Source organism: Sphingomonas sp. CFBP8993 (assembly GCF_034044895.1).
Lineage (GTDB): Bacteria > Pseudomonadota > Alphaproteobacteria > Sphingomonadales > Sphingomonadaceae > Sphingomonas.
In genome coordinates this window covers 338,105-353,005 of the sequence record NZ_JAXCWU010000001.1, presented here as the reverse complement: position 1 = coordinate 353,005, position 14,901 = coordinate 338,105, and the positions used below count along the sequence as shown (strand labels likewise).

The 14,901-nt window shown below is 64.7% G+C and carries 11 protein-coding genes; 8 read left to right on the top strand and 3 right to left on the bottom strand.

The features are described from left to right. Position 1: 1 nt before the first annotated feature. Positions 2 to 1,213 carry a ubiquinol oxidase subunit II gene (gene cyoA / locus SOM26_RS01550; protein ID WP_320450969.1) on the bottom strand — a complete coding sequence of 404 codons (1,212 nt, stop codon included), beginning with the start codon at positions 1,211 to 1,213 and terminating at the stop codon, positions 2 to 4. A 171-nt stretch (positions 1,214 to 1,384) separates the two neighbouring features. Here cyoA and SOM26_RS01545 point away from each other — a divergent pair, with 171 nt between their 5' ends. The 3 genes from SOM26_RS01545 (at position 1,385) to SOM26_RS01535 (ending at position 3,605) form a co-directional block, all read left to right on the top strand. Further along, positions 1,385 to 2,719 (top strand): MFS transporter, encoded by a 1,335-nt coding sequence (locus SOM26_RS01545; RefSeq protein WP_320450968.1) that lies wholly within the window; start codon positions 1,385 to 1,387, stop codon positions 2,717 to 2,719. Positions 2,720 to 2,837: 118 nt separating this feature from the next. After that, positions 2,838 to 3,269: a DUF2147 domain-containing protein gene (locus SOM26_RS01540; protein WP_320450967.1), complete on the top strand. Its 432-nt coding sequence runs from the start codon at positions 2,838 to 2,840 to the stop codon at positions 3,267 to 3,269. Positions 3,270 to 3,332: 63 nt separating this feature from the next. After that, a complete protein-coding gene (locus SOM26_RS01535; RefSeq protein WP_320450966.1) occupies positions 3,333 to 3,605 on the top strand; it encodes a DUF1488 family protein in 273 nt (90 codons plus the stop codon). Positions 3,606 to 3,620: 15 nt separating this feature from the next. Here the strand turns inward: SOM26_RS01535 and SOM26_RS01530 are convergent, their stop codons facing one another. Both SOM26_RS01530 and SOM26_RS01525 read right to left on the bottom strand, forming a co-directional pair. Then, positions 3,621 to 5,669: an ATP-binding protein gene (locus tag SOM26_RS01530; protein WP_320450965.1), complete on the bottom strand. Its 2,049-nt coding sequence runs from the start codon at positions 5,667 to 5,669 to the stop codon at positions 3,621 to 3,623. Positions 5,670 to 5,708: 39 nt separating this feature from the next. Next, complete coding sequence (locus SOM26_RS01525) at positions 5,709 to 7,514, bottom strand: glycoside hydrolase family 15 protein (RefSeq protein WP_320450964.1); 1,806 nt, start codon at positions 7,512 to 7,514, stop codon at positions 5,709 to 5,711. A 134-nt stretch (positions 7,515 to 7,648) separates the two neighbouring features. Between SOM26_RS01525 and SOM26_RS01520 the strand changes: the two genes are divergently transcribed. The 5 genes from SOM26_RS01520 to malQ all read left to right on the top strand — a co-directional run bounded on the left by SOM26_RS01520 (position 7,649) and on the right by malQ (position 14,895). Beyond that, positions 7,649 to 8,782 (top strand): Gfo/Idh/MocA family protein, encoded by a 1,134-nt coding sequence (locus SOM26_RS01520; RefSeq protein WP_320450963.1) that lies wholly within the window; start codon positions 7,649 to 7,651, stop codon positions 8,780 to 8,782. Positions 8,783 to 8,869: 87 nt separating this feature from the next. Continuing rightward, positions 8,870 to 9,136: a DUF2934 domain-containing protein gene (locus tag SOM26_RS01515; protein WP_320450962.1), complete on the top strand. Its 267-nt coding sequence runs from the start codon at positions 8,870 to 8,872 to the stop codon at positions 9,134 to 9,136. Between the two features lie 82 nt (positions 9,137 to 9,218). Beyond that, on the top strand, positions 9,219 to 11,321 hold the full coding sequence (glgX, locus tag SOM26_RS01510) for a glycogen debranching protein GlgX (protein WP_320450961.1): 2,103 nt from the start codon (positions 9,219 to 9,221) through the stop codon (positions 11,319 to 11,321). Further along, a complete protein-coding gene (gene treZ, locus SOM26_RS01505; protein WP_320450960.1) occupies positions 11,318 to 13,012 on the top strand; it encodes a malto-oligosyltrehalose trehalohydrolase in 1,695 nt (564 codons plus the stop codon). Before glgX ends, treZ begins: the two co-directional genes overlap by 4 nt. Next, positions 13,009 to 14,895 (top strand): 4-alpha-glucanotransferase, encoded by a 1,887-nt coding sequence (gene malQ, locus SOM26_RS01500; RefSeq protein ID WP_320450959.1) that lies wholly within the window; start codon positions 13,009 to 13,011, stop codon positions 14,893 to 14,895. Before treZ ends, malQ begins: the two co-directional genes overlap by 4 nt. Positions 14,896 to 14,901 lie beyond the last annotated feature (6 nt).

The window sequence follows — 14,901 nt, the reverse complement described above, 5'->3', positions numbered from 1 at the left end:
CTCAGCCGCGACCCGCACCGGCATGACCAAAGGTCTGCGGGCCGGGGGTCTGCGGAATGGAAAGGAGGGTCATGCGACGGTTCTTCATCTCACCCGGTTCCTGGTTGCCGTTGGAGGGCAGCGGTTCCTTGCTGTTGTGCGGCGAGACTTCGATTTCCTCGGGCGACTTTTCGAGCGCGCCCTTGGTCCGCTGGCCGTGCATCGGGCCGGTGTTGTTGACGGGCGGATTGCCCTCGCCGACCTTCATCTTGTGCGGGTCGCCGCCACCGGTCATGCGGTCATGCATCATGACCTCGGACATGCACGGCGTGTTGTCGGCGACGCAGCGATTGACGACGCGGTCGAACAGGCCGCCCTGAACCCCGTTGAAGTACATGGCGGGCACGTACTCGCTGGGCTTCTCGATAGTCAGGAAGGTCGCGCGGTCGAGCTGCCCCTTGCCCTTGGCCTGGCCCGCCTGCGACTTGCGCACCGTCTCGACCCACTGGTCGAAGCCGTTCGCCTGCAGCGCGTAGACGGGGAAGTGCATGCCCGAGAAGCCCGCACCGCTATAGTGCGACGACAGCCCCTTGAACGTGCCCTCGCGGTTCAGGACCGCGTGCAGCTTCGTCTCCATTCCGGGCATGGTGTAGATCATGCCCGCCATCGCGGGGATGTAGAAGGCGTTCATCACTGAGGTGCCGGTCAGGCGGAACTCGACCGGACGATCGACCGGCAGCGCCAGCTCGTTGACCGTGGCGATGCCCTGTTCGGGATAGATGAACAGCCACTTCCAGTCGAGGGCGACGACCTGCACCTCGAGCGGCTTGACCCCGGCCGCAACCGGCTGACCCGGCGCGGTACGTTCGATCGGGCGATACGGATCGAGCAGATGGGTGCTCGTCCACGTGACCGCGCCGAGGCAGATGATGATGAGCAGCGGAGCCGACCAGATCACCAACTCGAGCATGGTCGAGTGGTCGAACTCGGGATCGTACTCGGCCTCGGTATTGCTCTTGCGATAGCGCCACGCGAACAGCACCGTCAGCGCCATCACCGGAATGATGATGAGCAGCATCAGGGCCGTCGCGATCAGCACCAGATCGCGTTGCTGCACGGCGACATCGCCGGCAGGGTTGAGCACGACCGCGTCGCATCCCCCCAGTAAGGCCAGGAGGGGCAAGGCGGCCCAGCGAAGAGGGCGCAGGCGCGCAAGGCTCGACGTATGAGACATATGTGAGGGCCGCTACGCCTTTGCTGCACCTGCGCACATTGGACAGTTTGTCCAATCCCCCTGCCCGATCGAAAGGCGCATAGGCGCAGCAGTATGGCGGTCCTGTGCGGTCTTTTTGCACCGCAGCCGGAACGCCGCATGGGAATAGCAAGAAGTCAGGACTGGCAGCCGATGAGCGCAGAGTTAACCGCATCGACCTCGACGCCCCTTGAACGGGACGCGCGGTTGATCAATGCCCGCGATCCGCACCATGTCGCGCCGGGCGATATCGCCATCGGCGTCATCATCGGGCGCACGTCGGAGTTCTTCGACTTCTTCGTCTACGCCATCGCATCGGTGCTGGTGTTCCCGTCGCTGATCTTTCCGTATGTCGACGCGCTGACCGGCACGATCTATTCGTTCGCGCTGTTCTCGCTGGCGTTTATCGCGCGCCCGATCGGCACCTTCATCTTCATGGCGGTCGATCGCAACCTGGGTCGCGGCGTCAAGTTGACCATCGCACTGTTCCTGCTCGGCGGGTCGACCATGGCGATCGCCTTCCTGCCCGGCTATCAGCAGATCGGCACTTCGGCCGCCGTGCTGCTCGGCATTTTCCGCATCATGCAGGGCCTGGCCCTGGGCGGCGCGTGGGACGGCCTGCCCTCGCTGCTGTCGCTGAACGCGCCTGAGCGTCGTCGCGGCTGGTATGCGATGATCCCGCAGCTGGGCGCACCGCTCGGCCTGCTGGTCGCCAACGGCCTGTTCGCATTCTTCCTGACGACGCTGAGCACCGCCGACTTCCTCGACTGGGGCTGGCGATATCCGTTCTTCGTCGCTTTCGCGATCAACGTCGTGGCACTGTTCGCCCGTCTGCGTATCGTGGCGACACCGGAATTCCAGCGCCTGTTCGAAACCCGCGAGCTCCAGCCCGCACCGGTCGGCGAGACGATGCGCACCGAAGGTCGCACCGTGCTGCTCGGCGCGTTCGCGCCGCTCGCCAGCTTCGCGATGTTCCACATTGTCACCGTGTTCCCGCTGTCGTGGGTCGTGCTGTTCAACCGCGAACGCCCGCAGGACTTCATGATGATCGAGATCATCGGCAGCATCGTCGGCGTGTTCGCGATCCTGGCCTCGGGCAAGATCGCCGACCGTGTCGGTCGTCGTACGCTGCTTGGCGCTTCGGCCGCCGCGATCGCCGCCTATGCCGGGTTCGCCCCGCAGCTGCTGAGCCAGGGCGGCACCGGCGAGACGATCTATATCGTCCTCGGCTTCCTGTTGCTGGGCCTGGGCTTCGGCCAGTCGTCGGGCATCATCAATGCGGGCTTCTCGCCGATGCGCCGCTACACCGGCGCGGCGATCACCTCGGATCTGGCCTGGCTGCTCGGTGCGGGCTTTGCCCCACTGGCGGCGCTGTTGCTGTCGAGCAACTTCGGGCTGCTGTCGGTCGGCGTCTACCTGCTGTCGGGTGCGGTCGCGACGCTGGCCGCGCTGGGCATCAATAAGGAGCTCGCCAAGCGCGCCTCCTGATACCGCAACCGTGATGACGAAACCAAACGGCCGGCGGGGCGACCCGTCGGCCGTTTGGCTTTGGACCATGCCATCCTACATTCATCTCGACCCGGTATAGGCCGCGGCAGGAGGCGATATGATGAAAGGCAATAGGCGCGGTGCTGCGCTGATGATCGCGATGCTTGGCGGTGGACTGTTTGCCACCAGCGCGGATGCGCGAGTTCCGGCGGGAATTTGGGCCAATCCCTCTAACACGGTGCAGGTTCGCTTCGCGCCCTGTGGCCGGGGGCGCGATGCGCTACTGATGTGCGGGACGGTCACCTGGGCCAGCGAGCAGGCCAAGGCCGATGCCGAGCGTGGCGGCTCGCCCCGCCTGGTCGGGACGCAGCTTTTCACCGATTTCGAGGAGGAGGAACCCGGCCGTTGGGCGGGCACCGTCTTCATTCCAGATATTGGTCGCGAGGTGGAAGGCACCATCACCCAGATCGACGCGCGGACCTTGGTCGGCGAAGGATGCCTTTTGGGGCGGTTGGGATGCCGCGAACAGCGCTGGCGGCGCGTCAAATAAGACGACGCCGTGGAACCCTCGCGCGTTTCCGGCGTCCCCGACCCGGTATCAGAAAGGAACGCCATGGCGGACGAAGCGCTGACAATCATCAAGGGCACGGTCGAGGACAACGTATCCGACCGGCAGGTCGAGTTCGTCGGAGAGCTGGACGGCGAGGAATATCAGTTCGCGGTCCAGTATGATCTTCTCGAGGCACTCAGCGGCGATGTGCCGGAAGGAGACGCCGTCGAGCTGTTCGAGCGATATTCCGACGACATATTGGAAGCTGCCCAAACCGCGCTGGGCCGTGACATGGCCCAAGCACTGGTCGTGGTCAGCGAGAACGATCTCGACTGACCCCGACGGCTGTGATCAGCCGTCGAACAACCGGTTCATCTGCTGCGCAAGCTCGGCCAGGGTGTAGGGCTTGCGCAGCAGCGCGAAACCATGACTGCCTTCGTCTGCGATGACCTGGCTATAGCCACTGGTCAGCAGGATACGTAGCTCGGGGTAAAGCGCCGTGATGTCATGGGCGAACTCGATACCGGATTGGCCGGGCATCATGACGTCCGAAAACACTAGATCGAACCGTTCCGCCCCGGCCTTCAATTCCTCGAGAGCCGCTGCGGCGTTGGTGGCGATTACTGTCCGACAGCCGAGCGTGCGGAGCGCCTCGACCGCGAACTGACCCACTTCGATATTGTCCTCGACAACCAGCACGCAGCGATCGGTCAGCGGCCGACCGGCCATGCTGCCCGGCCGTGCATCGCTCAGCGGTTCGCCATCAACGCGCGGCAGGACGAGCGTGAAGGTCGCCCCTTCCCCCGGCGCGCTGACGACATGGACGTCGCCGCCCGACTGCCGGGCAAAACCGAAGACCTGGCTGAGACCAAGGCCCGTACCTGCGCCCAATCGCTTGGTCGTGAAGAACGGCTCGAAAATCTGCTCCAGCCGCTCGGATGGTATGCCCTCACCGGTATCGGTGATCGCGATCCGCACCTCATGCTTGTCGGCCGGGCCATCCACGGCCCGAATTTTGATAGTCAGCTGTCCCTGTCCGGCCATGGCGTCACGCGCATTGACCGCCATGTTGACGATCGCGGTGTCGAGTTGGCTGCGGTCGACATGCGCACGGCACGGCGTCTCCGGCCGATCTATGTCGAGCCGAATGCCGGGTCCGCACAAGGTGATGATCATGTCCGACAGCGTCACGATGCTGTCCCCGACATCGACGATCTCGGGCGTGAGCGGTTGGCGGCGGGCAAAGGCGAGCAACTGGGCGGTCAGCTTCGCCGCGCGGTCGGCGGCATCGGCGATCGCGTCCATTTGACGCTGGCGACGCTCGGGCGGGAAATCGGCACGGCGCAGGAGGTCGATCGATCCGCGAATGACGGTCAACAGATTGTTGAAATCATGCGCCACGCTCCCGGTCAGCTGGCCGATCGCCTCCAGCTTCTGTGCCTGGCGAAGCTGTTCTTCGGTCGCGCGCAACGCCTCTTCGGCGGCCTTTTGCTGTGTGATGTGGCGGCCGACCGCAAACACCTCGCGCGCGCTCGACGCACCGACCCAGGCGATCCACTCGTCATGCCCCTCGGCATGGCGCATCCGCAGCTCGATCCGCGACGATTCCCCCTCCAACGAGGTCCGCAGCGCTTCTCGAGCGGCGTCGCGGTGGTCCGCCTGGATGAAATCCATGATCGAGCGCCCGACCAGCGCAGAAGCCTCATAGCCCAGCAGCGTCCGCCAAGCAGGATTGGACCGATGGATCACCCCATCGGCGTCGATGACGGCCAGCAGATCGGGGGAGACGTCCCACATCCGGTCCCGCTCGGCGGTCCGCTCGATGATCCGCTGCTCGAGCGTGACGTTCAGCGCGCGCAACTCTTCCAGCGCGTGGGACAACTGCGCCTGACTTTCGCGCAGTGCCGCGTCGGCATGGACCCGCGCGGTCGTCTCGTTGGTGAAGATAAAAAGGCCGGCGACGTCGCCTTGCCCATCCAGGACACGCGAATAGGAAAAGGACCAGAAAGTGTGCGCCTCCCCCCGGTCGGTATCGAGTTTCCAGGGCAGGTCGACGAAACGCTGGGTCCGCCCGGCCAGCGCATCGTCGATGATCGGGCGCGCTTGTTCCAGCGCATCGGCCCACACCTCGTCGAATCGCGCGCCCATCGCCCAGGACAGTCGGGGGCCGAGCAGTGGAAAATAGGTCTCGTTGAAGAAGAAGTGGAGATCCGGGCCCCAGGCGAGGATCATCGACTCTGGAGAGTTGAGGACCAGGCTGAGGGCCACGCGAAACGACTCCGGCCAATCTTGCGGCGCCCCGAGCGGGTGCCCCGTCCAGTCACGCGCCAGGATCAGGCGTGTGGCTTCGCCTCCCCCTTCCAGAAAGGCCAGTCGCGGATCGGAAAGCAGGACGGTCATCGCCGCCCTGCTAGCAAGTCGAACGCGCGACCGCCACCGTCACAATTCCTCGCCAGCCAGGGTTGCCGCCGCCTGGATCACCGCAAGATGGGTCAGGCCCTGCGGCATGTTGCCCAGATAATGACCGGTGCGGGGATCGATCATCTCGGCGTAAAGCCCGGCACCCCGGCTATCCAACGCAACCGTCGCCTTGTCGAACGCCGCCTGTGCCGCCTCGGTCTGTCCCAGGATCGCGCGCGCCTCGATCATCCAGAAGGTGCAAGCGAGGAAACACCCCTCCTCCTTGTGGACGCCGGAATAGCGATAATGGAAAGCGCCGCTGCCCAGTTCCTTGTCCAGCGCGTCGAGCGTCCGGGCCAACCGATCCTGACCATCGAAACGAAACCGCACCGCAAGCGCCAGGCTTGCGTCCAACGCATCGCTGTCGGGGTGCATCAGGTAAGCGCCCCGCTTCTCCGACCAGCAATGCTCGCCGATCCACGCCTCGATCCGATCGCGTTCGCGCGCCCAACGGTCGCGGCATGTCGTCGGGATCTGTCCGTCATCGGCCAATTCGACCGCGCGCGCCAGCGCCTGCCAGCAGCTGATCTTTGACATGGTATAATGCCGTTCTTCGGGCAATTCCCAGATGCCGGCATCGGGCAATCGCCAGCGATCGGCACAGGCATCGGCCAGATGCGACAGTGTCTCGGCGCTCGACGTGTCCAGGAAGTTGCCGCACGCCACGAAGCGGCTCGCCGTTTCGAAGATGTCCCCATAGATGCCGTGCTGGTGCTGGCCACCCGCCAGATTGCCGACGCGTACCGGCTTGGAATGGCGATAGCCGCTGACCGCAATCTCCCGTTCTTCAGGCACGGGCGCGCCGTTCAGCGTATAGCAGACCTGCGGATCGCCTTCTCCCAGTCGCTTGAGCAGCCAGGTAAAGGCGGCCTTGGCCTCGGCATGGGCGCCGATGCGCAGGAATGCCTTGATCGTATATCCGGCGTCGCGGACCCAGGCATAGCGATAGTCATAATTCTTCTCGCCCCCGATTCCTTCGGGCAACGATGTAGTGGCGGCCGCCGTGATCGCACCGGTCGGTGAATAGAGCAGCAGCTTGAGCGCCAAGGCACTGCGAAGGATGCGATCCTTGTGTAGATCCGGCACCTTCAGCCCGGCCGCCCATTCGCGCCACTCAAAGTCGGACAGGTCGATGCGGGCGTCGATCTGTTCGATATCCTGGCAGACCAGAGGTTCGTCCTCGCCCGCGATGATGGCGATCCGGGCCCGGTCGCCGGGGCCGACCGATGCGGTGCCGGTCACCAGCCCGTCTTCGACATGCTCGATCGTGACGTGCGCGCAGTGGCGAAAGATGCCCAGCACCCGGTCGACATGGAATACGTTGTGGCCGCCAGCGGGCGCGAAATACGGGCTGACCGTATCGGCCCGGCGGCTGAAGCGGAGCGTGATGGCGAAGCGGACGGTGCCGTCCAACCCTTCGACCCGGCGCGCCAGCTCGGCCCATGGCAATCGGCCCGCCGGCCCACTGTTGAGCGACTCGACCAGTTTAGCCCTGCCGCTTGCGGTCGTGAAGATTGTCTCCAATACGTTGCTGTGCGTGCGATAGCGTCGTTCGACGGTGAACGGTTCGACCGGGATGATGGTGAATGTCCCGCCTCGCTCGCCGTCCAGCAGCCGGTCGAACAACGGCGCGGAATCCATATTGGGCACGCACCACCAGTCGATCGCGCCGTCCGCACCGCTCAGGGCGATGCTGCGTCCGTCGCCCAGCGCGGCATAGTTTTCTAGGTCCAGGAACCCTTCTGCATCGCGCAGGGGATCGGCATGCTGATCGGCAAGGGTCACGGTGGCGCGGGCTCCGATGGACGGGGAATAATGCAGGTTAAGCGCTAAAAACTCGCCAGAACCATTAAGTCTCCGTGGGACCTTCCGCAGATTGGCGCGTTGCAGCATCCGTTACGTCATTTGGGAGCATCGCCATGAGCCTGGCATCGGCATTTGGTTTCGGCACGAAAAAGGTTCGCTACGCCGTCGTAGGCGCGGGCGACATCACCCAGTCGGCAATGCTGCCCGGCATCAAGCATACCGGCAATTCCGAGTTGACTGCGATCGTGACCGGCGACGCGGAAAAGGGCCAGGCGCTGGCGAAGAAATACGGTGTCGAACATGTCTATTCGTATGACGAGTTCGACAAGCTGCTGACCGCCGGGGTTTGCGACGCGATCTATCTCGGCACGCCCAACTGGCGTCACGCCGAATTCGCCATCCCCGCACTGGAGGCGGGCATCCACGTATTGTGCGAAAAGCCGCTGGAGATTTCGAGCGAAAAGGCTCGCGCGATCCAGGATGCCGAGCGTCGTTCTTCAGCCAAACTGATGACCGCCTATCGCCTGCACTTCGAGCCCGGCACGCTCGATGCGATCGAGAAGATCCGAAACGGCGAACTGGGTGAGCTTGTCGGTTTCACGTCCTGCTTCGGGCAGAAGCTCGACCCGGACAACCACCGCGCAAAGCATGGGCTGGAAGCCGGTCCGCTGTTCGACATGGCACCCTATCCGATCAACGCCATCCGCTATCTGTTTGGCGCTGAACCCGTCGCGATCGAGAGCGCGGTTGCTACCCGCCAGCCGAGCGCGGGTCTGGGTGACCTGGACGATACGTTCGCGGTCGTGCTGCGGATGCCGGGCGACAAGCTGGCGAGTTTCACGGTCAGCTATGCGATGAACAATATCGACAGCCTGATCGTCGCGGGCATGAAGGGTTCGATCCATATGAGCCCGGCCTATGGCTTTCAGTCCGGGATCGAGCATAACGTCACGATCGGCGACAAGCAGAGCCATGAGACGTTCAAGCATACCGACCAGTTCGGTGGCGAGATGCGCTACTTCTCGGACTGTATCCTGAACGATCGCGATCCCGAGCCGGACGCCGAGGAAGGCCTGTCCGATCTGCGTGTGATCGAGGGCATCGTCAAGGCGCTGAAAACCGGCGGCCGGGTCGAACTGCCGCCGTTCACCCGTACCCGCCGGATCGATCCGGAGAGCCAGCGCCAGACGCTGTCCGCGGTCACCCCGCCCGAACAGGTCAAGGCAAAGTCGCCAACCGGAAATTGACAGCATCAATCGATTTTTGGGGAGCGGAATCCTCCCCATAATCGTTACGCTGGCGGTAACAGATTGGGTTACGTCAGGGAGTCGACGGTGGATAACAAGCTGGAACAGCTTCGCGCGCGTGCTTACGACATTTGGCAGGCCGAGGGCGAACCGCATGGCCGTGATCGCGAGCATTGGGAAATGGCCGAACGCGAACTGGCTATTCCCGAAGGGGCCGAACCCAAGGGCGATCAACCTCAAGCCAGCGCTCCCGTGACACCCGCCACGAAGAAGGCCGCTCCCGCGCCGAAAACCGAAACGGCGGGCGCGGCGAAGCCCAAGCCGCGCAAGCCCCGCGCTGCTAAGCCCGCCTGACCTCGCCCGGGGTCGGCGGGCCCCACCATCATTGCTGCACGGACCCATCGCATAGTCGCCCGACTTTTGCCGGAGAGATTTCTTGACCGAATTGCCCGACCAGATCCTGCCCGGTTCCGCCTATCCGCTGGGCGCCAGCTTCGACGGCGAAGGCGTGAACTTCGCGGTCTTCTCCGCCAATGCCGACCGTATCGAACTGTGCGTCTTCGATTCGCAGGGCAAGCGCGAGTTGAAGCGTTACACCTTGCCCGAATGCACCGACGAGGTTTGGCACGGCTATCTGCCCGATGTCGGGCCGGGGCTCCTCTACGGCTACCGCGCGCATGGGCCCTATGAGCCGGAGGCCGGGCATCGCTTCAACCCCAACAAGCTGCTGCTCGATCCCTATGCGCGCAAGCTGCACGGTGAGATCAAGTGGACCGACGCCCTGCACGGCTATCAGATTCGCTCGAAGAAAGAGGATCTCAGCTTCGACAAGCGCGACAGCGCCGCCGCCATGCCCAAGGCGGTGGTGGTGGACGACCATTTCGACTGGTCGCGCGACGTGAAGCCCAATACCCCCTGGTCCGACACGGTCATCTACGAAGCGCACGTCAAGGGGCTGACCAAGCTGATGGAGCTGGTGCCCCCGCGCGAGCGCGGCACCTATGCTGGCCTGGGCCATCCGGCAGTCATCAAGCATCTGAAGCGGATCGGCGTCACCGCGATCGAATTGCTGCCGATCCACAGCTTCACGCAGGACCGATTTCTGCAGGAAAAGGGCCTGCGCAACTATTGGGGATATAATACCCTCGGCTTCTTCGCACCCGAACAGGCCTATTTCGCCACCGATACCCAGGACGAACTCCGCCGCGCGGTCCACAAGCTGCACAAGGCGGGAATCGAGGTCATTCTGGACGTCGTGTACAACCACACCTGCGAGGGGTCGGAAAAGGGGCCGACGCTGTCCTGGCGCGGGCTGGACAATGCCAGCTATTATCGCCTGGTTCAGGATCAGCCGCGCTATACCATCAACGACACCGGCACGGGCAACACCCTGAACCTGTCCAAGGCGCGGGTGATCCAGATGGTGGCGGACTCGCTCCGCTACTGGGCGACCAGCTTCGGTATCGATGGGTTCCGTTTCGATCTTGGCCTGACACTGGGGCGCGAGGCGGACGGCTTCGATCCCGGCTCGGCGTTCTTCGACGTACTACGCCAGGACCCGGTCCTCGGCCGCCTGAAGCTGCTGACCGAGCCGTGGGACGTCGGACCGGGCGGCTATCAGCTCGGCAGTTTCCCGCCCGGCTTTTCCGAATGGAACGACAAGTACCGCGATACCGTCCGCAAATACTGGCGCGGCGATCCGGGCCAGCGCGGCGACCTTGCGGCACGGCTGTCCGGCTCGGGCGACCTGTTCGACCGGCGCGCGCGGCGGCCCTGGGCCAGCCTCAACATGCTGGCCGCGCATGACGGCTACACCCTGGCCGACACCGTCATGTATGAAGAGCGCCACAACGAAGCGAACAAGGAAGACAATCGCGACGGCCATTCCGAAAACTACTCGCGGAACTGGGGTGCCGAGGGGCCGACCGACGATGCCAGCATCAAGGAGGCGCGCGGTCGGGTGATGCGGTCGATGATGACCACGCTGCTCGCCTCGCTGGGCACGCCGATGATCGTCGCGGGCGATGAGTTCGGCCGGACGCAGAAAGGCAACAACAATGCCTATTGCCAGGATAACGAGATCAGCTGGCTCGACTGGAAAGCCGCCGCGTCGGAGGAAGGCGAGGCGATGATCGCCTATACCACGCGGCTGGCCGACCTGCGTCGCCGTTTCCAGGTCCTGCGTTCTCCCCACTTCCTCTACGGTCAGGATACGCCGGGCCATGGCATCAACGACATCGAATGGTGGGATGAACGCGGCGAGCAGTTGAGTTCGGAAGACTGGAACAACCCAGAGGGCCGCGCCCTGATGATGCGCCGGGTAAGCGCGACTACGGATGGCCAGATGGAGGCGGTGTCGCTGCTGCTCAACGCGTCGGCCGATCCGATCACCTTCACCCTGCCCCCGCCCCATGCCGCGCGCACCGTCCTGATCGACAGTGCCAAGCCTGAGCAGGGTGAGATCGAGATCGACGGCACCTATGAGGTCGGACCGCAGAGCGCGGTCCTGCTGACCTGGCGTGACGCGGTCGAGGCATGACGCACTGGGGCCCCGAGTGGCGCGACGGCGCCGACACCCGCTTCCGCCTCTGGGCGCCGGACCGCGAGGCGGTGGTGCTGGAGATCGACGGTGCGCCCTCTGTCCCCATGGTCCGCGCCGATGACGGCTGGTTCGCCGTCTCGTCCCCTGCCCCTGCCGGCACCCGCTATCGGTTCCGGCTGGACGAGGACTTGGCGGTGCCCGATCCGGCGTCACGGCTTCAGTCGGGCGGGGTCCATGGCTGGAGCGTGGTGATCGACCCGACATTCGCCTGGAGTGCGACGGAATGGCGCGGTCGCCCGTGGGAGGACATGGTCATCCTCGAGATGCATGCCGGGACGCTGGGCGGGTTCGAGGGCATCCGACAGCGATTGCCCGCCATTGCCGCCTCGGGCATCACGGCGATCGAACTGATGCCCGTCAACGCCTTTGGCGGCACGCGCAACTGGGGCTATGACGGCGTCCTGCCCTATGCCGTGGCCGAACCCTATGGTTCGCCGGCCGAGCTCAAGACACTGGTCGACACCGCGCATGGCCTGGGCCTCTCGGTCTTCCTCGATGTGGTGTACAATCACTTCGGGCCCGATGGGAATTACCTGAACGCCTATGCCGGTGCCTTCTTCCATCCGGAGGTCGATACGCCATGGGGCGGCGCAGTGGCCGTCGATGCCGATCCAGTCCATCGTTTCTTCGTCGACAATGCGCTGATGTGGCTGCGCGACTATCGCATCGACGGATTACGGTTCGATGCGGTCCATGCCATCGCCAATGACGATTTCCTCGACCGCATGGCGAGCGAGATACGAAGTGCCCTGCCCGAGCGGCATGTGCATCTCGTGCTCGAGAATGAGAAGAACGACGCCGAGCGGCTGCGCGCCGGTTGTTATGACGCGCAGTGGAATGACGATTTCCACAACGTCCTGCACGTCATGCTGACCGGCGAGACGAGCGCCTATTATGGCGACTTCGCCGACCGCCCGGCGGAACGGCTCGCGCGCTGCCTGAAGGAAGGCTTTATCTATCAGGGCGAGGGATCGCCCAATCATGACGGTAAGCCCCGTGGCAAGCCATCCGGCGACTTGCCCAGCACCGCGTTCGTCGCCTTTCTGCAGAACCATGACCAAGTTGGCAATCGCGCGATGGGCGAGCGGCTGATCAAGCTGACCGATCGAGGGCGGTTGCGTGCTGCGACCGCCTTGCTGCTGCTCGGCCCGCAGATCCCGTTGCTGTTCATGGGCGAGGACGAGGGCAGCGAGAGCCCGTTCCTGTTCTTCACCGATTTCCACGACGAACTGGCCGACGCCGTTCGCGAAGGTCGCCGTCGCGAATTCGCCAAGTTCGACGCCTTTGCCGACGAGGAAGCGCGACAGCGTATCCCGGACCCCAATGCCCGCAGCACGTTCGATGCCTCGATCCCCGAGCCGGGACCGGCGGCGGGGGAATGGCGGGCGCTTTACCGCGAATTGCTGACGCTGCGGCAAGTGCATATCTCCCCTCGGCTGAAGGGTACGGTGGGCGTGTCGGCCGAAGCGACCGGTCCTGCGCGGGTCAAGGCTCGCTGGCGTATGGCGGACGGCGCGATGCTGACCATCCTCATCGACCTTGGCGAGCAAGCCGAACCACTCGACCAAGAGGAGGGCACGATGCTCTATCGCGAGGGTGACCGCTTCGCAGCGTGGATCACATCGTGAGCGACCTTCACGCCCGCGCCGAGGCGGCGGGGCTGGCCCGCGAATGGCAAGATGCCAAGGGACAGGCCCAATGCGTCTCCGACGCCGCGCTGACCGCCATTCTGGATCGGCTCGACACCGATAGCGGCGAGGTCACCTTCGTGTCGGGTGATCAGGGGGAAGGAATCTCCCTGCCCGATGGATGGCGCGACGGCCCTGCCCGGCTGACCCTGGAAAGTGGCGCCATCCAATCGGTTACGCTCCATGCTGGAAAGCTTCCGGGTATGTCCACCGACGGGTATCATCGGCTCGAGCAGGGCGACCGCGCGCTGACCGTCGCGGTTGCGCCGCCCCGATGCCCAGCCCCGCCGGCTGGGCTCCACTGGGGCAGTGCCGTCCAGATCCCGTCTTTACGCGAAGGCGGCGGCGGTTATGGCGATTTCGCCAGCCTCGCCACGGCCGCACATACGCTTGGGGAAGCGGGGGCGACAGCCCTCGCGATCAGTCCGGTCCACGCGCTGTTTCCCGTCGATGGTGCACGGTTCAGCCCCTATGCCCCGTCGAGCCGTCTGTTCCGCAACATCTGGCTGGCCCCCGCCGGTGAGCCGGTCGCCGACCATTCTCCACTGATCGACTGGCCCGGTGCTGCGAGCGAGCGCCTGCGCGACCTTCGTCTGGTCTATGATCGCCTGACGGATGCGGAGCGGGCCACCTTCGCGAAATGGCGGCGCGATCAGGGCCTTCTCCTTGAGGCACAGGCACGCTTCGATGCACTCCACGCCTATTTCCATGGGCGGAATCGGGCGAAAGGCTGGCGGGACTGGCCGTCCGACTTCCATGATCCGACCGGAGCAGCGGTCGAACGCTTTGCCGCGGAACATCAGGATGCAATCGCTTTCTACGCCTTTGCCCAGTGGTGGGCGGACCGTGCGCTGGGTGAAGCATCGGTGGCAGCGCGTCAGGCAGGCATGGCGGTCGGCCTGATCACCGACCTCGCCATCGGTGTCGCCGCCGACGGTGCCGACAGCTGGAGCCGCCGTGATGAGCTGTTAACCGGTCTTTCCATTGGTGCACCGCCCGATCCCTTGGGTCCGGACGGACAGAATTGGGGCATCACCGCCCTGTCGCCCTTTGCCATGCGTCGAGAGGCGTTCGCACCATTCATCCGAACGCTTCGCGCCGTGTTCGCTCATGCGGGCGGGGTCCGGATCGACCACGCGCTCGGCCTGTGCCGCCTGTGGGTCATTCCCGAGGGAGCTGCGGCCGATCAAGGCGCGTATCTGTCCATGCCCTTTGCCGATATGCTGCGCATTCTGCGCATCGAGGCACAGCGTGCCGATGACGGGCGCGGCGCGATCGTCATCGGCGAGGATCTGGGCACGGTACCGCCCGGCTTTCGCGATACCATGGCGCGGGTCGGAATGCTCGGGATGCGCGTCCTCCCCTTCGAGCGCGACGAGCAAGGTGCCTTCACTGCGCCGGAGCAGTGGGACCAGCAGGCCATCGCGATGACCGCGACCCATGACATTCCGACGGTTGCGGGCTGGTGGAAAGGCCGCGACGTTGAATGGAGGGCACGCATTGCGGATCGGTCGGTCGAACTAGACGAAGTCGCGCATCGTGACGAAGAGAAGGCGGCGCTCTGGGACACGATCGGTGGAGAGAAACCTCTGCCCGACGCTCCCGCCGCCGTGGTCGACGCCGCTGTGGCGGCGGTCGCCCACACCCCCTGCCCGCTCGCCATCGTCCCGCTCGAGGATCTGCTGGGCCTGGAGGAACAGCCGAACTTGCCCGGCACCATCGACGAGCATCCGAATTGGCGCCGCCGCTTGCCCGACACGCTGGCCGCTGCCGTGAGGACCGACGCGGTCGCCTCCCGCATCGCCCAGCTCAACGCCCGTTGATCCCAT

What these genes read in the sequence shown, in the direction of transcription:
- cyoA (WP_320450969.1), bottom strand. Translation starts at nt 1,213, where the DNA reads ATGTCTCATACGTCGAGCCTTGCGCGCCTGCGCCCTCTTCGCTGGGCC.
- SOM26_RS01545 (WP_320450968.1), top strand. Translation starts at nt 1,385, where the DNA reads ATGAGCGCAGAGTTAACCGCATCGACCTCGACGCCCCTTGAACGGGAC.
- SOM26_RS01540 (WP_320450967.1), top strand. Translation starts at nt 2,838, where the DNA reads ATGATGAAAGGCAATAGGCGCGGTGCTGCGCTGATGATCGCGATGCTT.
- SOM26_RS01535 (WP_320450966.1), top strand. Translation starts at nt 3,333, where the DNA reads ATGGCGGACGAAGCGCTGACAATCATCAAGGGCACGGTCGAGGACAAC.
- SOM26_RS01530 (WP_320450965.1), bottom strand. Translation starts at nt 5,669, where the DNA reads ATGACCGTCCTGCTTTCCGATCCGCGACTGGCCTTTCTGGAAGGGGGA.
- SOM26_RS01520 (WP_320450963.1), top strand. Translation starts at nt 7,649, where the DNA reads ATGAGCCTGGCATCGGCATTTGGTTTCGGCACGAAAAAGGTTCGCTAC.
- treZ (WP_320450960.1), top strand. Translation starts at nt 11,318, where the DNA reads ATGACGCACTGGGGCCCCGAGTGGCGCGACGGCGCCGACACCCGCTTC.